Consider the following 14,917-nt stretch of genomic DNA (forward strand, 5'->3'; position numbering starts at 1 on the left):
AAAATCAAAAAACAGTTGAAGCATAAGCCGAAATAATAGACACTTATAAGACATCCAAACATCTGAATCAATAGTTGAACCAAATAATGATACAGGACGCGCCGGGGGTTATTAACCCGGCGTATACATAGCTGATAGGAAACCAGCTATGAAGGTTGTGGGCTTATAGCTCAGCTGGTTAGAGCGCACGCCTGATAAGCGTGAGGTCGGTGGTTCAAGTCCACCTAGGCCCACCATAAAGCATATTTATAGTGGGGGTGTAGCTCAGCTGGGAGAGCACCTGCCTTGCAAGCAGGGGGTCAGCGGTTCGATTCCGCTCATCTCCACCAAAAAATTTTATTTACTGTTCCTTGAAAACTTTATAGAGGAAGAAAGTAGTAAGAAAACCGAGCGCGCCTTTTAGAAGTGGAGAGAAATCTTGATGTCTAGAAGGAAGCAAGGAAAACGGCAAATAAAATGCGAGAGCATAATAAGAACCCCAAAAGGGTTTTTAGATGCAAGCATAGCAAGGAAGACGGATCGAACGAACCGGAGGCGTAATGTAATTTACGGTGAGGATTCGGGCGGGCCGGCTGACGAAGCTAGGCGTCGCTTTTCAATGGCCGATCAAACTACTGCCTGAGGTCAAGTTAATAAGAGCGTACGGCGGATGCCTAGGCGCCAGGAGCCGAGGAAGGACGTAGAAAGCTGCGAAAAGCTACGGTGAGCCGCAAGCAGGCAACGACCCGTAGATATCCGAATGGGGCAACCCGGCGGGAGTAATATCCCGTCACCCTATGCTGAATACATAGGCATAGAGGAGGCAACCCGGGGAACTGAAACATCTAAGTACCCGGAGGAAAAGAAAACAACAGTGATTCCGTAAGTAGCGGCGAGCGAACGCGGAAGAGCCCAAACCAGTATACTTAGGTGTACTGGGGTAGCGGGACTCTCATAAGCGAAGCAAGGCTTAATCGAAGAGGACTGGAAAGTCCCGGCACAGAAGGTAATACCCCTGTAGATGAAAAGTCAAGCTAAGCGGAGAGTATCCCAAGTACCACGGGACACGTGAAACCCCGTGGGAATCTGGGAGGACCACCTCCTAAGGCTAAATACTACCTGGCGACCGATAGTGAACAAGTACCGTGAGGGAAAGGTGAAAAGCACCCCGGGAGGGGAGTGAAAAAGAACCTGAAACCGTATGCTTACAAGCAGTCGGAGCGCTATATATGCGTGACGGCGTGCCTTTTGTAGAATGAACCGGCGAGTTACGGTAACGAGCAAGGTTAAGCACTTAAGGTGTGAAGCCGAAGGGAAACCGAGTCTTAAAAGGGCGCTAAGTTCGTTGCTGTAGACCCGAAACCGCGTGATCTACCCATGTCCAGGGTGAAGCTAAGGTAAGACTTGGTGGAGGCCCGAACCGACCGACGTTGAAAAGTCGGCGGATGAGGTGTGGGTAGGGGTGAAATGCCAATCGAACGCGGAGATAGCTGGTTCTCCCCGAAATAGCTTTAGGGCTAGCCTCAAGGGATGATTTACGGGGGTAGAGCACTGATTAGGCTAGGGGCCCTACCAGGTTACCGAACCTTATCAAACTCCGAATACCGTAAATTTACCTTGGGAGTCAGACTGCGAGTGATAAGATCCGTAGTCGAGAGGGAAACAGCCCAGACCGACAGCTAAGGTCCCGAAGTCCAGACTAAGTGGAGAAGGATGTGGGATTGCATAGACAACCAGGATGTTGGCTTAGAAGCAGCCACCATTTAAAGAGTGCGTAATAGCTCACTGGTCGAGTGGCCCTGCGCCGAAAATGTACCGGGGCTAAGTCTGGCACCGAAGCTTCGGATTAAGAAGTGTCAATAGACACATTTTAGTGGTAGGGGAGCGTTCTGTATGGGTAGAAGCTGTACCGTAAGGAGCAGTGGACTGTACAGAAGTGAGAATGCCGGTATGAGTACGCGAGAAGGCAGGTGAGAATCCTGCCCGCCGAAAACCTAAGGTTTCCTGGGGAAGGCTCGTCCGCCCAGGGTAAGCCGGGACCTAAGCCGAGGCGTATAGCGTAGGCGATGGACAATCGGTTGAGAATCCGATGCCACCACGAGCCGTATGAAGGAAGGGATGACACAGGAGGGCAGGCTAAGCCAGCGATTGGAAGAGCTGGTCCAAGCGAGTAGGGAGAGCTGTAGGCAAAACCGCAGTTCAAGATCCTGAGACGTGACGGGGAACGAAAAACAAGTAGTGAAGTAGCTGATCCCACACTGTCTAGAAAAGTCTCTAACGAGGCAAAATGGTGCCCGTACCGTAAACCGACACAGGTAGGAAGGGAGAGAATCCTAAGGCGCGCGAGAGAACCCTTGTTAAGGAACTCGGCAAAATGACCCCGTAACTTCGGGAGAAGGGGTACCCCATTAACGTGAAATGAACACTCATGGAGCGTGAAGGGGTCGCAGAGGAGAGGCCCAAGCGACTGTTTACCAAAAACACAGGTGCCTGCAAAGTGGAAACACGACGTATAGGTGCTGACGCCTGCCCGGTGCTGGAAGGTTAAGAGGAGAGGTTAGCGCAAGCGAAGCTTTGAATCGAAGCCCCAGTAAACGGCGGCCGTAACTATAACGGTCCTAAGGTAGCGAAATTCCTTGTCGGGTAAGTTCCGACCCGCACGAAAGGCGTAACGATTTGGGCGCTGTCTCAACAAGGGGCTCGGTGAAATTGTAATGCCGGTGAAGATGCCGGCTACCCGCGACAGGACAGAAAGACCCCGTGGAGCTTTACTGCAGCCTGACATTGGATTTTGGTACGTCATGTACAGGATAGGTGGGAGACTAGGATACATGGACGCTAGTCTGTGAGGAGTCGATGGTGGGATACCACCCTTGAAGTATTGAAGTTCTAACCCACGTCCGTAATCCGGATGGGGGACATTGTCAGGTGGGCAGTTTGACTGGGGCGGTCGCCTCCCAAAGAGTAACGGAGGCGCCCAAAGGTTCCCTCAGACTGGATGGAAATCAGTCGAAGAGTGTAAAGGCAGAAGGGAGCTTGACTGCGAGACCGACGGGTCGAGCAGGGACGAAAGTCGGGCTTAGTGATCCGGTGGTTCCGAGTGGAAGGGCCATCGCTCAACGGATAAAAGCTACCCCGGGGATAACAGGCTTATCTCCCCCAAGAGTCCACATCGACGGGGAGGTTTGGCACCTCGATGTCGGCTTATCGCATCCTGGGGCTGAAGTAGGTCCCAAGGGTTGGGCTGTTCGCCCATTAAAGCGGTACATGAGCTGGGTTCAGAACGTCGTGAGACAGTTCGGTCCCTATCCGTCGCGGGCGCAGGAAATTTGAGAGGATCTGTCCCTAGTACGAGAGGACCGGGATGGACGCACCACTGGTGCACCAGTTGTCGCGCCAGCGGCACAGCTGGGTAGCTATGTGCGGATTAGATAACCGCTGAAAGCATCTAAGCGGGAAACTAACCTCAAGATAAGATTTCCCATGGAGTTAATCCAGTAAGACCCGTGGAAGATTACCACGTTGATAGGCCAGGTGTGTAAGTGCAGCAATGTATTGAGCTAACTGGTACTAATAGGTCGAGGACTTGACCTGAAGCAGTAGTGAACAATTCTTACGAAACAATCCTCTATAAAGTTTTGAGGGAACAATTTAAAACTGACCTCAGATTTCTAAATAGTTTATTTAAGAAATACTTGAGTAAACTGTTTAGAAACGAGCATGGCAAGGAAGATATCCTGACCGACGACGGAGGCGTACTGGTGGTACGTCGGAGGAGGAGGCAGGATAGCTGACGCAGCCAGGCGAAGTTTATAAATAGTTTAAACTTTCCGGTGACAATGGCGAGAGGGATCCACCCGTTCCCATCCCGAACACGGCAGTTAAGCCTCTCAGCGCTGATGGTACTTGGACCGCAGGGTCCTGGGAGAGTAGGACGTTGCCGGATTTAATATGATAAACCACTTGTGAAAACAAGTGGTTTTTCTTTAAATTAATATTATTTGAAGGCAAGTGGCAGATATGTTCCGGAGGGATGAGTCTGACGTCCGTCGGCCTGTGACCCGCACAGAGTGCGGGAGCAGGATGCCGACGGAGTTGTAGCCATCCTGAAGGAATAAATCTGCCACTTCCCATCAGCGCGACCCAAGCCTCAGACTTGCGCCGGTGCCGGAGGCACCAAGTGCCAAAAAATTAGACATAATCATACATTATTATCTGTTGCCCAAAATACCATTTAAGTGTAATCTTTAGATAAAGATAATATTTTTATCCACGCAATCATAATCTGATAGTAAGCTGGCAACTAGCTTACAAGAAGCTTATTTCATATCTAAGACCGCCGACTCTTGATCATTTCAGATCAGAAGACTAACGATAACGGTTTAAGGAATGAAATTTCATGAGGAAAATATTGTCCTGCAAAAATTTTAGAAAATCAAGTTTACTGACCGGTCAACCTGACCGGTCTTGTTCTTTGTGAACACAAAGTATAGGTTAACCACCACTTTCGCTACGCTTATACCGATTTACCTGTCGGCAGCAAAAAAAAACAGACGAAGGATGTGAAGCAGTTTGGGTACAATTCAAGCACTTAAATCATATCATCCTCATCAGGTTCAGGAAGAAAGCTTGTCTTCATTTAAAAACTACATTGTGCCACCGACCTCTCCTTTATTTGGTTTGGTTTTCGCGTATTTTGAGTTTAACGTATGTAGTTTAAGCGAACTGATTTATGTGCCGGATGGCTGCCCGGACCTTGCATTTATATATTATTCAAACAGGGTTGAATGTCATATTGGTGGCTCTAGACTCAATCTGTTTAAAGTGTTTTTCAATGCACCTGATGGTTGTACTGTATTTGGTGTACGTTTTGCAGTTGGTGCATTAAGATCCATCTGTCACGCGCCAATGAAGGAATTATATAATCAAATTCAAACATTGGATACATTGATTAGCAATAGCAAGGAAATTATTTTAGCCATGGAACATGCTAGTGATTTTATAACCAGAGTATCTGTGTGTGAAAAGCAATTAATAACAAGATATAGTAAAGCGTGTTTTAAATCTCAGTATCTTGTTAATTACTGTGTCAAAGAGATTGTTAATACAGGTGGTATGATTAAAGTTAAGGAACTTGCAGACAAAACGTATTATTCTGCCCGATATATTAATACGTTAGTTGAGGACTATGTAGGACATTCCCCCAAACAATTAAGCATGATTGTGCGCTTTCAACAGTCATTTTATGACTTTTATCAAAACCCCAAACAAACCTTAAGCAATCTTGCCTGGAATTATAATTTTTATGATATTGCACATTTAGACCGTACATATAAATCACTGGTTTCAGTTTCATCGGCGCACCTTTTTAGAATGCTTATACCGGGATATTTTGATTACATACCAAATACAATTAATGATCAGTGGCTTAGCTCTTGGCGTGTACCACCATACCAAGGGCATATAGCTAGGTGAGTTTCAAGGTTGACTGAATGTCAATCTTTTTTTTTTCAATTTTTCTCACACTCAACTTAATCAGGTTTCTTATACTCCGATTTGTGCAAATGTTTTTAGAATGAATATGTTATAATACTGCAAAATCAGTTAATAAAAGGAGGCGTATCATGAAAGATTACTTGCCTAAGTGCGGAGAATTAACAAAAAAATTTGGGGAAGTATATCCAGCGGGGCATACAAATGCTAGAGTTAAATTTAATGCGACGGAGGCATCAATATTTGCAGAAAGAGCAGAAGGGTCCCATGTGTGGGATATGGATGGAAATGAATATATTGAATATGTTAATGCATATGGACCGTTATTGTTGGGGCATAGACATCCTAGATGGATTGATGCCCTGAAAGACCATTTGGATCATAACACCACAGTATATGGCTCAGGTATAATATATGGTGAAAATGATATACACTTGGGACAAAAGCTGGTTAAACATATTCCGTGTGCTGAAGCAGTTAAGCTTTGCACAACCGGTACTGAAGCAGTTCAGACTGCCATCAGAATCGCAAGAGCATACTCAGGGAAAGATAAAATTTTAAGATTCGGGTCATTTTATCACGGATGGGTAGACAATATATATATTAATAAAATTGATGACGAGTATAACGAGGAAGATGGTCCGTTATACAAAGTACTCCCAAAAGATAATCCTTATTATCCTGATGGTGTTTCACCGTGGGTTCGGAATGAAAGTTTTGTAATCCCTTATAATAATTTTGAGATGTTGGAAAAAACAATAGAGAAATATAATGATAAGATTGGCATGTGCCTCGTAGAACCGATGGCATCTGATGTTTTCTGCATGCATCCTCTTCCCGGATACCTGGAAAGAATGAGAGAACTGTGTACAAAGTATAATATTGTGCTGTGTTTTGATGAGGTTATAACAGGATTCAGATTAGGGTTGGGCGGAGTGCAGGAGTATTTGGGGGTAATTCCGGATATATGTACGCTTGGAAAGTCTCTTGGGGGTGGACTTCCAGTTGCTGCTGTTGTTGGTAAGAAAGAGTTCATGAATATATTCCAAGAAAAAAATGTGGTTTCCGGAGGAACTTTTAATGGATTCAGCCTTGGTATTACGGCAAGTTTGGCAGCAATTTCCCTATATGAGGAATTAGCCGATACTCTGTATAGTACCCTGGAAGCAGTAACGGATAGACTGATTGGCGGTATGCATGAAATCTGCAAAAAATACAATGTCGCATTTACAACCACAGAATGTACGAAAGGTGGTATATTCTACGCATTTTTTGGTATCGACAATGGACGTATTAAGAGATTGACGGATGTTTCTATGGTGTCAGGCGCAGACTATGAATTCTATGATCGTTTCTGGCAGTTTATGCAGGAAGAGGGAATTCTGATCATGTTTGGCGCGAGATGGTTTATTGGCGGTGGCCATACTATGGAAGATATTGAGAAAACCCTGACGGTGTTTGAAATGTCTTTGCAAAAAACTCTGGAGTATTATGAGGAAAAGAAAAAGTAAATAGAAGTTGTGTTTTTGAGAGGCTTTCATTGCCAAACGAATAAACGAAGGTGGATTTTATGAAAAATACTTTTCAAAAAAATTTAAAAACCCAAAGCTTACAGACCGGTCAAATATGACTGGTCTTGTTATTTGTGAGCACAAAAGACAAACATTAATTTGAGTGATTTCCTGAAAAACCAGGGTTATATATTAAAGTTAAAGTCTGGAAGGAGGGTAGAAAGGACAATTTCATAACTTTTAGAATAAGAATGGAACCTATAATATTTGAAGGGAGCATAAAAATGGATTCTAACAGTCAAGTGACCGTTAATATTTCACAGCGGGCAAAGGCATTGTTAATGATAGGTTTATTCTGCTTAATAGCTACTGATATGCTTGTTGTTTATGAGTTAGCGACAGCTATACCTGCAGTATTGGGTGAAATTGGCGGAATGAATTTGATTGCTTTAGTTTTTACCACCAACATGTTGGGGTCTGCCATTATGGCGCCAGTTGCCGGGAGTCTGAGCAGCATTTTTGGAAGAAGGCGTACACTGATTATATGTGGAATGTTGTTAACTATTTTAGAACCCAGTTCTGCCCTTGTTACAAACGTCACTCAGTTAATCGTTTTAAGGGGCATTCAGGGAGTTGTCAGTTCTTTTGCACTTACTGTAACCCTGATAGTGATTGCTGATGTATGTACCCCGCCTGAACGGGCAAAATATCTGGGCCTTTATGGGTCTGTTATGGCTGCATATATGATTGTAGGGTCCGCTATTGGTGGCATTATTACCGATAATTTTCACTGGCGCTGGATATTTGCAATTGTGTTGCCGGTTGGCTTAGTGGGAACATTTCTGGTATACCGCTACATGCCGGTTATACCTAGAGACAGTGAAGGTAAAGTAGACGTTCTGGGTTCAGTTGTAATGACTGTAACTATTAGCTTGATAGTATTCGTTACTGTCGTGGGTGGTGATAAGTATAGTTGGAGCTCACCTATTATGCTTAGTTTGTACCTTGCTTCCCTGATTGGCTTAGTTTTATTTGTCTTTGTAGAGAAGCGTGCGAGTACGCCAATTATGCCGATGAGTCTTTTTAGTAATCCTAAGTTCGTAATGTTTTTTATTTCAGTTTTCTTTGTTACTGCGGCGGCAATTCCGGCAGCTTACTACTTACCACTTTATTTTCAGGAGGTTAGAGGTCTGTCAGCTACTTATGCAGGAATGTTAATGACAAGCAGAGGAGTGTTAGCTGTTATTTTCAGTGCTGCGAATGGCTGGATAATTTCACGCGTGAAAGAATTTAGATGGAATGCTCTTGTGCTCGTGGCACTATATTGTCTAGCTAACGTTAGCTTTTCTATGATGGGTGCTGCGACTCCGATGGCTGTGATCGGTGTGTCTATATTAGTATGGGGTTTGGCTGCAGGTTCGAATAATGTATTCCTCACCGGAACCCAAATGACGTTAAGGCATTCACAAATAGTGTCGGCGATGGGGGTCTTGCAGCTTGCTGTAACCTTTGGGGGAACCATCAGTAACATTGTAATTGGCGTTTTATTAAAAAACCCCGACTTTACTAAAGGATTACATAATGTTTTTCTGGTGGCAGTTGTATCACTTCTAATTGTTCTTTTATTAATTGTTGTCATGCTGCTTATGCGGAATAAGATCTATAGTGAAGATAATCAGGTTAATGTGACTGTTTCAGAAAAACCAGAAGTAGTTACTTAACATAAGCATACAACATGCTGCGGGTTCTTTGGGACCCGCAGTTCACTTTTTGGACCTTAATAATTTCATACTTTGTCAGTAAGCGGCATAAAAAAGTAATAAATAAAAGTCAAAAATGTGTAATAAATGCATTTTTTTAAAGAAACGTCTTATTATCAAAGGAGGTGTGTTAATTAATTTTAACAGTTGGATGAGGGTTTGAATGCTTGCGATAAGTACAAGGGAATCGACCGATTAATTGGCAAAGCGGCCTAAATATGGGAGGTATAAAATGATAAATATTATTGAATTTGAAAAGCGATCGATTGTTGGCCCGGTAATGAAAAGTGATCAGTTTGATTTGACCTTGGCTAAAAAGGTGCGCGAACTGGTAAAGAAGTATGATATTAAGTTTAATCCTAACGAAATAGTTGTTGATGACGATACAGCAGATAAAGTTTTTCAGGCAGGGCTGGAACTTTTAGCTGAAGTAGGATTGTATAATGTGGATACCCAACGTGTAATTCAGTACACACGGGAGGAGCTAGAACAGGTTGCCTTTGAGTATTGTGAGAAGCCAGGTCAGCGAACCTTTGGCCAAGGAAAGGATAAACACACTGTTAAGTACCGGACCTCTCAGGATTCCTGGGCACCCTACAATTGGACCTGCCCAGCAGGGGTTGTCAAGGAAGAATGGTTCATTCCATATATTATTGCAAGCGCACAGGAGGAAACCGTTCATGGTTTAGGAATTCCTGGCGGGATTGGCTCAGTTGGCGGGATAGTACCTAAAGCGGGCTGCCCAAGTGAAATTATTTGTGGAATTTGGGAGCAGAAGGCAACTCGTGAGGCATTAAGCAAGGCAGGTCGTCCTGGCATGCACCTTGGCCTGATTCCTACGGTAAGCACGGCAGCCGCCACGGTAGCGGTTCTGGACTCAGGGCTTCGCGAACCGTATAATACAATGATAGGCATTCATATTATACCTGAGCAAAGGATAGACTGGACTCGGCTTAATTTAGCCTGCATTTGTGAGGAACGCGGTATTGAACCCTGGACTAGTGCCATGACTATGCTTGGGGGGCTTTGTGGTGGTCCGGAAGGTACTGCCGTAGGAATGATAGCTAACTATCTTGGACAGTTAACTTACGGTCATGGGCAGACCGGGAGTATTGTTGTGAATGACATGACCGGGCGTGCTAGTCACAGAGAAGCACAGTGGGCTGCAAGTGCATCATGCCGTGCTGTGGAACGCAATATCAAAACCGTTGTCAGCACTTGCCCGATGGATTCTGCTCCGGTATTTAGCTTTGAAGAATTATTCCTCAGATACGCAATCATGGGAATAAACTTCACAGCCAGCGGGATGGGGTATTCCTGGGGCAGTGGCAATTTTGGGATTGTAGGTCGTTTTTACTATGCAGTTATGAACGCTGTTGCCGGAATGAGCAGGGATAAGGTTAATCCTATCCTTGATAAGCTTCAAGACATGGTTTCAGAATTGGTTGCGGCTGGAGGGAACCAAATATCATTTAATGACCGGTCATTTCCGTTTGTCTATGATGTCGAAAAAATACAACCTAAATCTGAGTATTTAGATGTTATCAAACGGACCTTAGACAAATTGGTGGGAGTTGGGGTTCCAATATCTGATAAAATTGCTTTTTAAATAACAAACAAAAGTAATTTTAAATAAATTAATCATAAATATTATTATGTTTTAATATATATGTAAGGGAAAAACGAATTCAATGACCAATTCTATAATCCGATAATGGTTAAAGGAATGAAATTCTTATGAAAAAAATATTATCCTGCAAAAGTTTAAAAAAACTTAAATTTACCGACCGGTCAAACTGACCGGTTTGTTCTTTGTGAACACAAAGTTAAAGGAAAATTAACAGGGCAAAAACTCAGAAGGAGTGGGGCGAGTGGCGGTTCATAATCAAAAGGAACAGCTGTTAACTACCTGGACAACTTTTGTTGACAAGGGGATAGTCCAAAAAACTTGGGTGCGCCAGGAAATCGAAGATTCCTGGCGGCGCAGCCGGGATATGGATATTAACCCAGCTAGTGATGCCGTTCCCGAGGTCAGCTTCACTGAGCTAAAACTGCGCCGTGAGGCAAAGCGGGATCTGATTGAGACTGCTTTACCCATAATGAATAACCTTCTCTCATTTATGGAAGGAACAGGTTTTACTGTATCACTTAGTGACCGGGATGGAGTTATTATTGAACGCATAGTAGGGCCTGGAATAGTCTGTTTAGCCACTCAGAACGGCTTGTTTAATGGATACAGCTTAAGCGAAAAAATTGCCGGAACTAATGCCATCGGGCTGGCACTGAGGCTGGGCCAACCTATTCAGGTTTTTGCTACCGAGCATTATATGAAGGCTTTTCACCCTTGGACGTGTTCATCTGCCCCTATTTATGGGCATTCAGGTGAACTTATCGGTTCACTTACCATGAATGGGCCTTTTGAAAAGGTCCATTCACATATGCTTTGTATGGTGGCGGCGGCTGTTAATGCCATTGAAGGGCAGCTTAAGATAAATATTGCCAATCAGTATCAAAACGCTATTGTCAACTCTATTTCGGAAGGCCTTATTACAGTGGACGAAAAAGCTCGAATTACAAAAATAAATGCCGCTGCTGCTGCATTGCTAAAAGTTAATGCTGAAAAAGTGCTGTATTCTTCTATTAATGAGCTGTTAGGTTATCAAAACCCAATTTTTCAATCCCTGCGGTCGGGGGAAATAGTTAATGATGCGGAATACCGGGCGGAGAACGGTATTAGGAAAAGCCACTGTAGCTTTACTTGCCGCCCCATCCGCAACCCCCAGCATAAAATAGTTGGCTTGGTAGCAATTATTAGGGAAATCAGGGACATAAAACAGCTGGGCCATTGGATGGTAAGGCCTAGGGCCAGGTTTGTCTTTGATGACCTCGTTGGCCGGGACCCTTTTTACCTAAAGACCGTAGAAATGGCCAGACGAGCAGCTTCTAGTTCTTCTAATGTTCTTTTGCTTGGCGAGAGCGGCACCGGAAAGGAGGTTTTTGCTCAGGCTATCCATAATGCTAGCAGCAGATCTAACGGACCATTTGTTGCAATAAATTGCGGCGCTATCCCGCGTGAACTGGTTGGTAGTGAGATGTTCGGGTATAGCGATGGTGCTTTCACCGGTGCTAAACGTGGGGGCAACCCAGGCAAATTTGAACTTGCAGAGGGGGGGACACTGTTCCTGGATGAGATAGGAGAGATGCCCATTGAGCTCCAATCTTCCCTCCTGCGCGTTCTGCAGGAAAAGGTTGTGACCAGAATCGGCGGCACTCAGATTATGCCGATTGATGTAAGGGTGATTGCTGCTACTAATAAAGACCTGCATAAAGAGGTGGAAAAGGGCAGATTTAGAAAGGACCTCTATTATCGCCTTAATGTTTTGAATATAAGCATGGTACCCTTAAGAAACCGTCCAGATGATATTCTGACTCTGACCAGATTTTTTATGGAAAAAATCAATCATAGGTTGGGCCAGCAGACTAAAGTACTTTCTCCGGAAACCCTAGAGGCCTTACAGAACTACCATTGGCCGGGAAACATCAGAGAACTGGAAAATGTTATTGAAAGGGCAATACATATTGCGTCCGGAGAGACTTTGACCATAGACTGCCTGCCGGAAGAGTTATTGACATCCCGAATTCAACATGCCAATAATCAGGCAATGCTTGAAGAGCTCAAGAGTGATGAAGTGATTATCAGGAAAATAGGCAAAAGTGGTAAAGCAATAATTATAGAAACTATAAAACGCAATCACGGTAACTTGACACATGCCGCCAGGGATCTGGGTATTTCTCGGGCCACCTTGTACCGCAAGCTTAAAAAGTATAGGATTCACGTTAATGATGAAGAGACAGGTTGAGATGATTTGAGACAGTTTGAGGCAATTTGAGATAATTTGAGACAGTTTCAAGCTGTATAATGAGTGATGCTGCTTAAGTTAAAACAACCTCCAAAGCCTGTTCATTGTTTAAAGCAGTAAATAATCTTGTTTTTTTTGTTTTGGCACAATAATTGCATTTTAGTTTACTTAGTTGAGAGTTAAAGAAATGATAGTAATTTTTATTAATGTAGGTATTGGTAGCCCAACAGCTAAGGGGGGTGATAGATGGTAAAGGCCGGAGTAGCTTTGGATATATAGCAATTTATTGAAAAAGCAGTAGCTTAATAATTCTAGAGGAGGTGATTAAGATATGCCTGAGATAAAGCGCGAAACTGTCGTTCCGCTGGCGATTAGCAATGTGTGGCCTTTTATTGCCGATTATAATAACTGGGCTCATGATATGCCCGGCTATGAAAAACACGATACAATATCTGACAAGGAGTCTGTTTGGCATGTAACCGGGCATGTAGGTCCAATTAATAAAACTGTCCCGATGCGTGTCTTGATTACCGAATGGGTGAATGAAACCAAGGTCGCCTTCACCATTGATGCTGAGGGCTTGCCAGTGTCCGGAAATGGCAGTGTCAACATTAGAGAGAACGGACCGGAGGAAACTCGTATGACTTTTAAATTATTTATAAACTGCACCGGAATGATTGGGAATTTAGTAAATGCACAGCTTGCGAAGATGCTGCCTAAAATGTGCGATGGTTTTATTAAAGATTTGGCTAAAGATATTATGATTAATAACAAAAAAACTAAGGAGGCGTAAATAATGAAAAATATTAATGTTCCGAGCAACTGGGATATTGAAGCTGATGTGGTGATAGTTGGCGCCGGTGGAGCCGGAATGTCGGCAGCAATTGAATCTGCTAAGGCCGGAGATAAGGTAGTAGTTTTGGAGGTTGCCCAGACGGCCGGCGGGTCTACGACGTTATGTGGCGGTGCAATATATCTAGGGGGCGGAACGGCGCTTCAAAAGGAATGTGGATTAGAAGATTCAGTCGAGAATATGTATAACTACTTGTCGGCTGCTATGGGCCACAGTGCGGATAAGGATAAAATTAAGTTGTACTGTGAGAAGAGTGTTGAGACTTATGACTGGTTGGTTAGCCTTGGCGTTCCCTTTAAGCCGACATATACTGAAGATAAAGTAATTATTTGTTATGATGATACCGGTCTTTATTACACCGGAAATGAAACCAATTATCCGTATAATACTTTCGCAAATCCTGTTCCCCGTTCTCATCAGGTGGCAGGTATCGCATCAACAGGCAATGTGCTGTTCGAACACTTGCTAAAAGCTGGGGAGGCAGCCGGTGTCACTGTAATTTACCAGGCCGAGGCTACAGACCTAATGATTGAAAATGAGCAAATTGTGGGCGTAAGGGCGGTTATTGAAGAAGCTGAAAAATTTGTCCGGGCCAGCAAAGCTGTTGTTTTATGTGCTGGGGGTTTTCAGGCGAATAATGAAATGCTGGCTATGTATGCTCACCCATTTGTCGGCCTGCAAATTTATACCGGCACCGAATTTGACCTCGGCACGGGCATCAAAATGGGTATGGCCGTTGGCGCTAGTCTACGGGGAATGAGCAATTGTGTTGATTGGTCCTTTATTTACCCTCCACAAAGCAAATGTAAAGGAATTATCGTTAATGCTAATGGACAGCGTTTTATAGATGAAAGCCAATATGGTGCTTATATAGGTACTGCTATCATCAAGAACCAAGACGGCAAGGCGTATCTTATTCTGGACAGCAAAGTCTTAGCTGAAGGGAAAAGAGACGTTGCCAAAATGTGTGAGCATGAAGTAATTCTTGGTATTGCAAAAGCAGCAGGTATTGAGCCTGAAATTTTAGCTGGTGATATGACAATGTGTGCTGAAGCACCTACAATCCGCGAGTTGGCAGAAAAGCTGAAGATGGATCCTGACGTTCTTGAAAATACTGTAGCATTTTACAATAAAGGTGCTTCAAAAGGGGAAGACCACCTTTTCCGTAAAGATGGAAAATATGTAACTTTATTGGATTCGCCTCCTTATTATGCTGCCAACCTTTGTTTAGACGCTGCCCATTACCTCCACCATGGGTTTATTACTATGGGTGGTCTTGAAACCGATTTGAAGTCCAGGGTTCTTGACCTAAATAGGAACCCCATCCCAAGGCTATATGCAGCCGGGAGGAATACGTCGGGTGTTCAGGGAGAGCACTACAACAGCGGGACATCTGTTGCTGATGCGATAATTTTTGGCCGGATAGCTGGCCAAAATGCTTCGGCGGAGCCTAAAAAATAA

Annotated in this window: 7 protein-coding genes, 2 tRNA genes and 2 rRNA genes; all 11 read left to right on the forward strand. The window is 44.0% G+C overall.

From position 1 onward, the window contains the following. Positions 1-159 precede the first annotated feature (159 nt). The 11 genes from ABFY19_RS00220 to ABFY19_RS00270 all read left to right on the forward strand — a co-directional run bounded on the left by ABFY19_RS00220 (position 160) and on the right by ABFY19_RS00270 (position 14,917). Positions 160-236, forward strand: a tRNA-Ile gene (locus tag ABFY19_RS00220). A 17-nt stretch (positions 237-253) separates the two neighbouring features. Further along, positions 254-329, forward strand: a tRNA-Ala gene (locus ABFY19_RS00225). A gap of 293 nt (positions 330-622) precedes the next feature. Next, a 23S ribosomal RNA gene (locus tag ABFY19_RS00230) occupies positions 623-3,573 on the forward strand. A 235-nt stretch (positions 3,574-3,808) separates the two neighbouring features. Further along, positions 3,809-3,925: ribosomal RNA gene (gene rrf / locus ABFY19_RS00235) — 5S ribosomal RNA — on the forward strand. A 626-nt stretch (positions 3,926-4,551) separates the two neighbouring features. Next, positions 4,552-5,454 (forward strand): DUF6597 domain-containing transcriptional factor, encoded by a 903-nt coding sequence (locus ABFY19_RS00240; RefSeq protein ID WP_418791278.1) that lies wholly within the window; start codon positions 4,552-4,554, stop codon positions 5,452-5,454. 149 nt (positions 5,455-5,603) lie between these two features. Beyond that, positions 5,604-6,983: an aspartate aminotransferase family protein gene (locus ABFY19_RS00245; RefSeq protein ID WP_418791279.1), complete on the forward strand. Its 1,380-nt coding sequence runs from the start codon at positions 5,604-5,606 to the stop codon at positions 6,981-6,983. Positions 6,984-7,267: 284 nt separating this feature from the next. Further along, entirely contained in the window at positions 7,268-8,704 is a 1,437-nt protein-coding gene (locus tag ABFY19_RS00250; RefSeq protein ID WP_418791280.1) for an MFS transporter, read from the forward strand. A 271-nt stretch (positions 8,705-8,975) separates the two neighbouring features. Next, positions 8,976-10,352, forward strand: a complete 1,377-nt coding sequence (locus ABFY19_RS00255) for a monomethylamine:corrinoid methyltransferase (protein ID WP_418791281.1) — start codon at positions 8,976-8,978, stop codon at positions 10,350-10,352. 262 nt (positions 10,353-10,614) lie between these two features. Continuing rightward, positions 10,615-12,603 (forward strand): sigma-54-dependent Fis family transcriptional regulator, encoded by a 1,989-nt coding sequence (locus ABFY19_RS00260; protein WP_418791282.1) that lies wholly within the window; start codon positions 10,615-10,617, stop codon positions 12,601-12,603. A gap of 331 nt (positions 12,604-12,934) precedes the next feature. Further along, a complete protein-coding gene (locus tag ABFY19_RS00265; protein WP_418791283.1) occupies positions 12,935-13,396 on the forward strand; it encodes a CoxG family protein in 462 nt (153 codons plus the stop codon). 3 nt (positions 13,397-13,399) lie between these two features. Continuing rightward, positions 13,400-14,917 (forward strand): FAD-dependent oxidoreductase, encoded by a 1,518-nt coding sequence (locus tag ABFY19_RS00270; protein ID WP_418791284.1) that lies wholly within the window; start codon positions 13,400-13,402, stop codon positions 14,915-14,917.

The organism is Phosphitispora sp. TUW77, assembly GCF_048453025.1.
Classification (GTDB): domain Bacteria; phylum Bacillota; class Thermincolia; order Thermincolales; family UBA2595; genus Phosphitispora.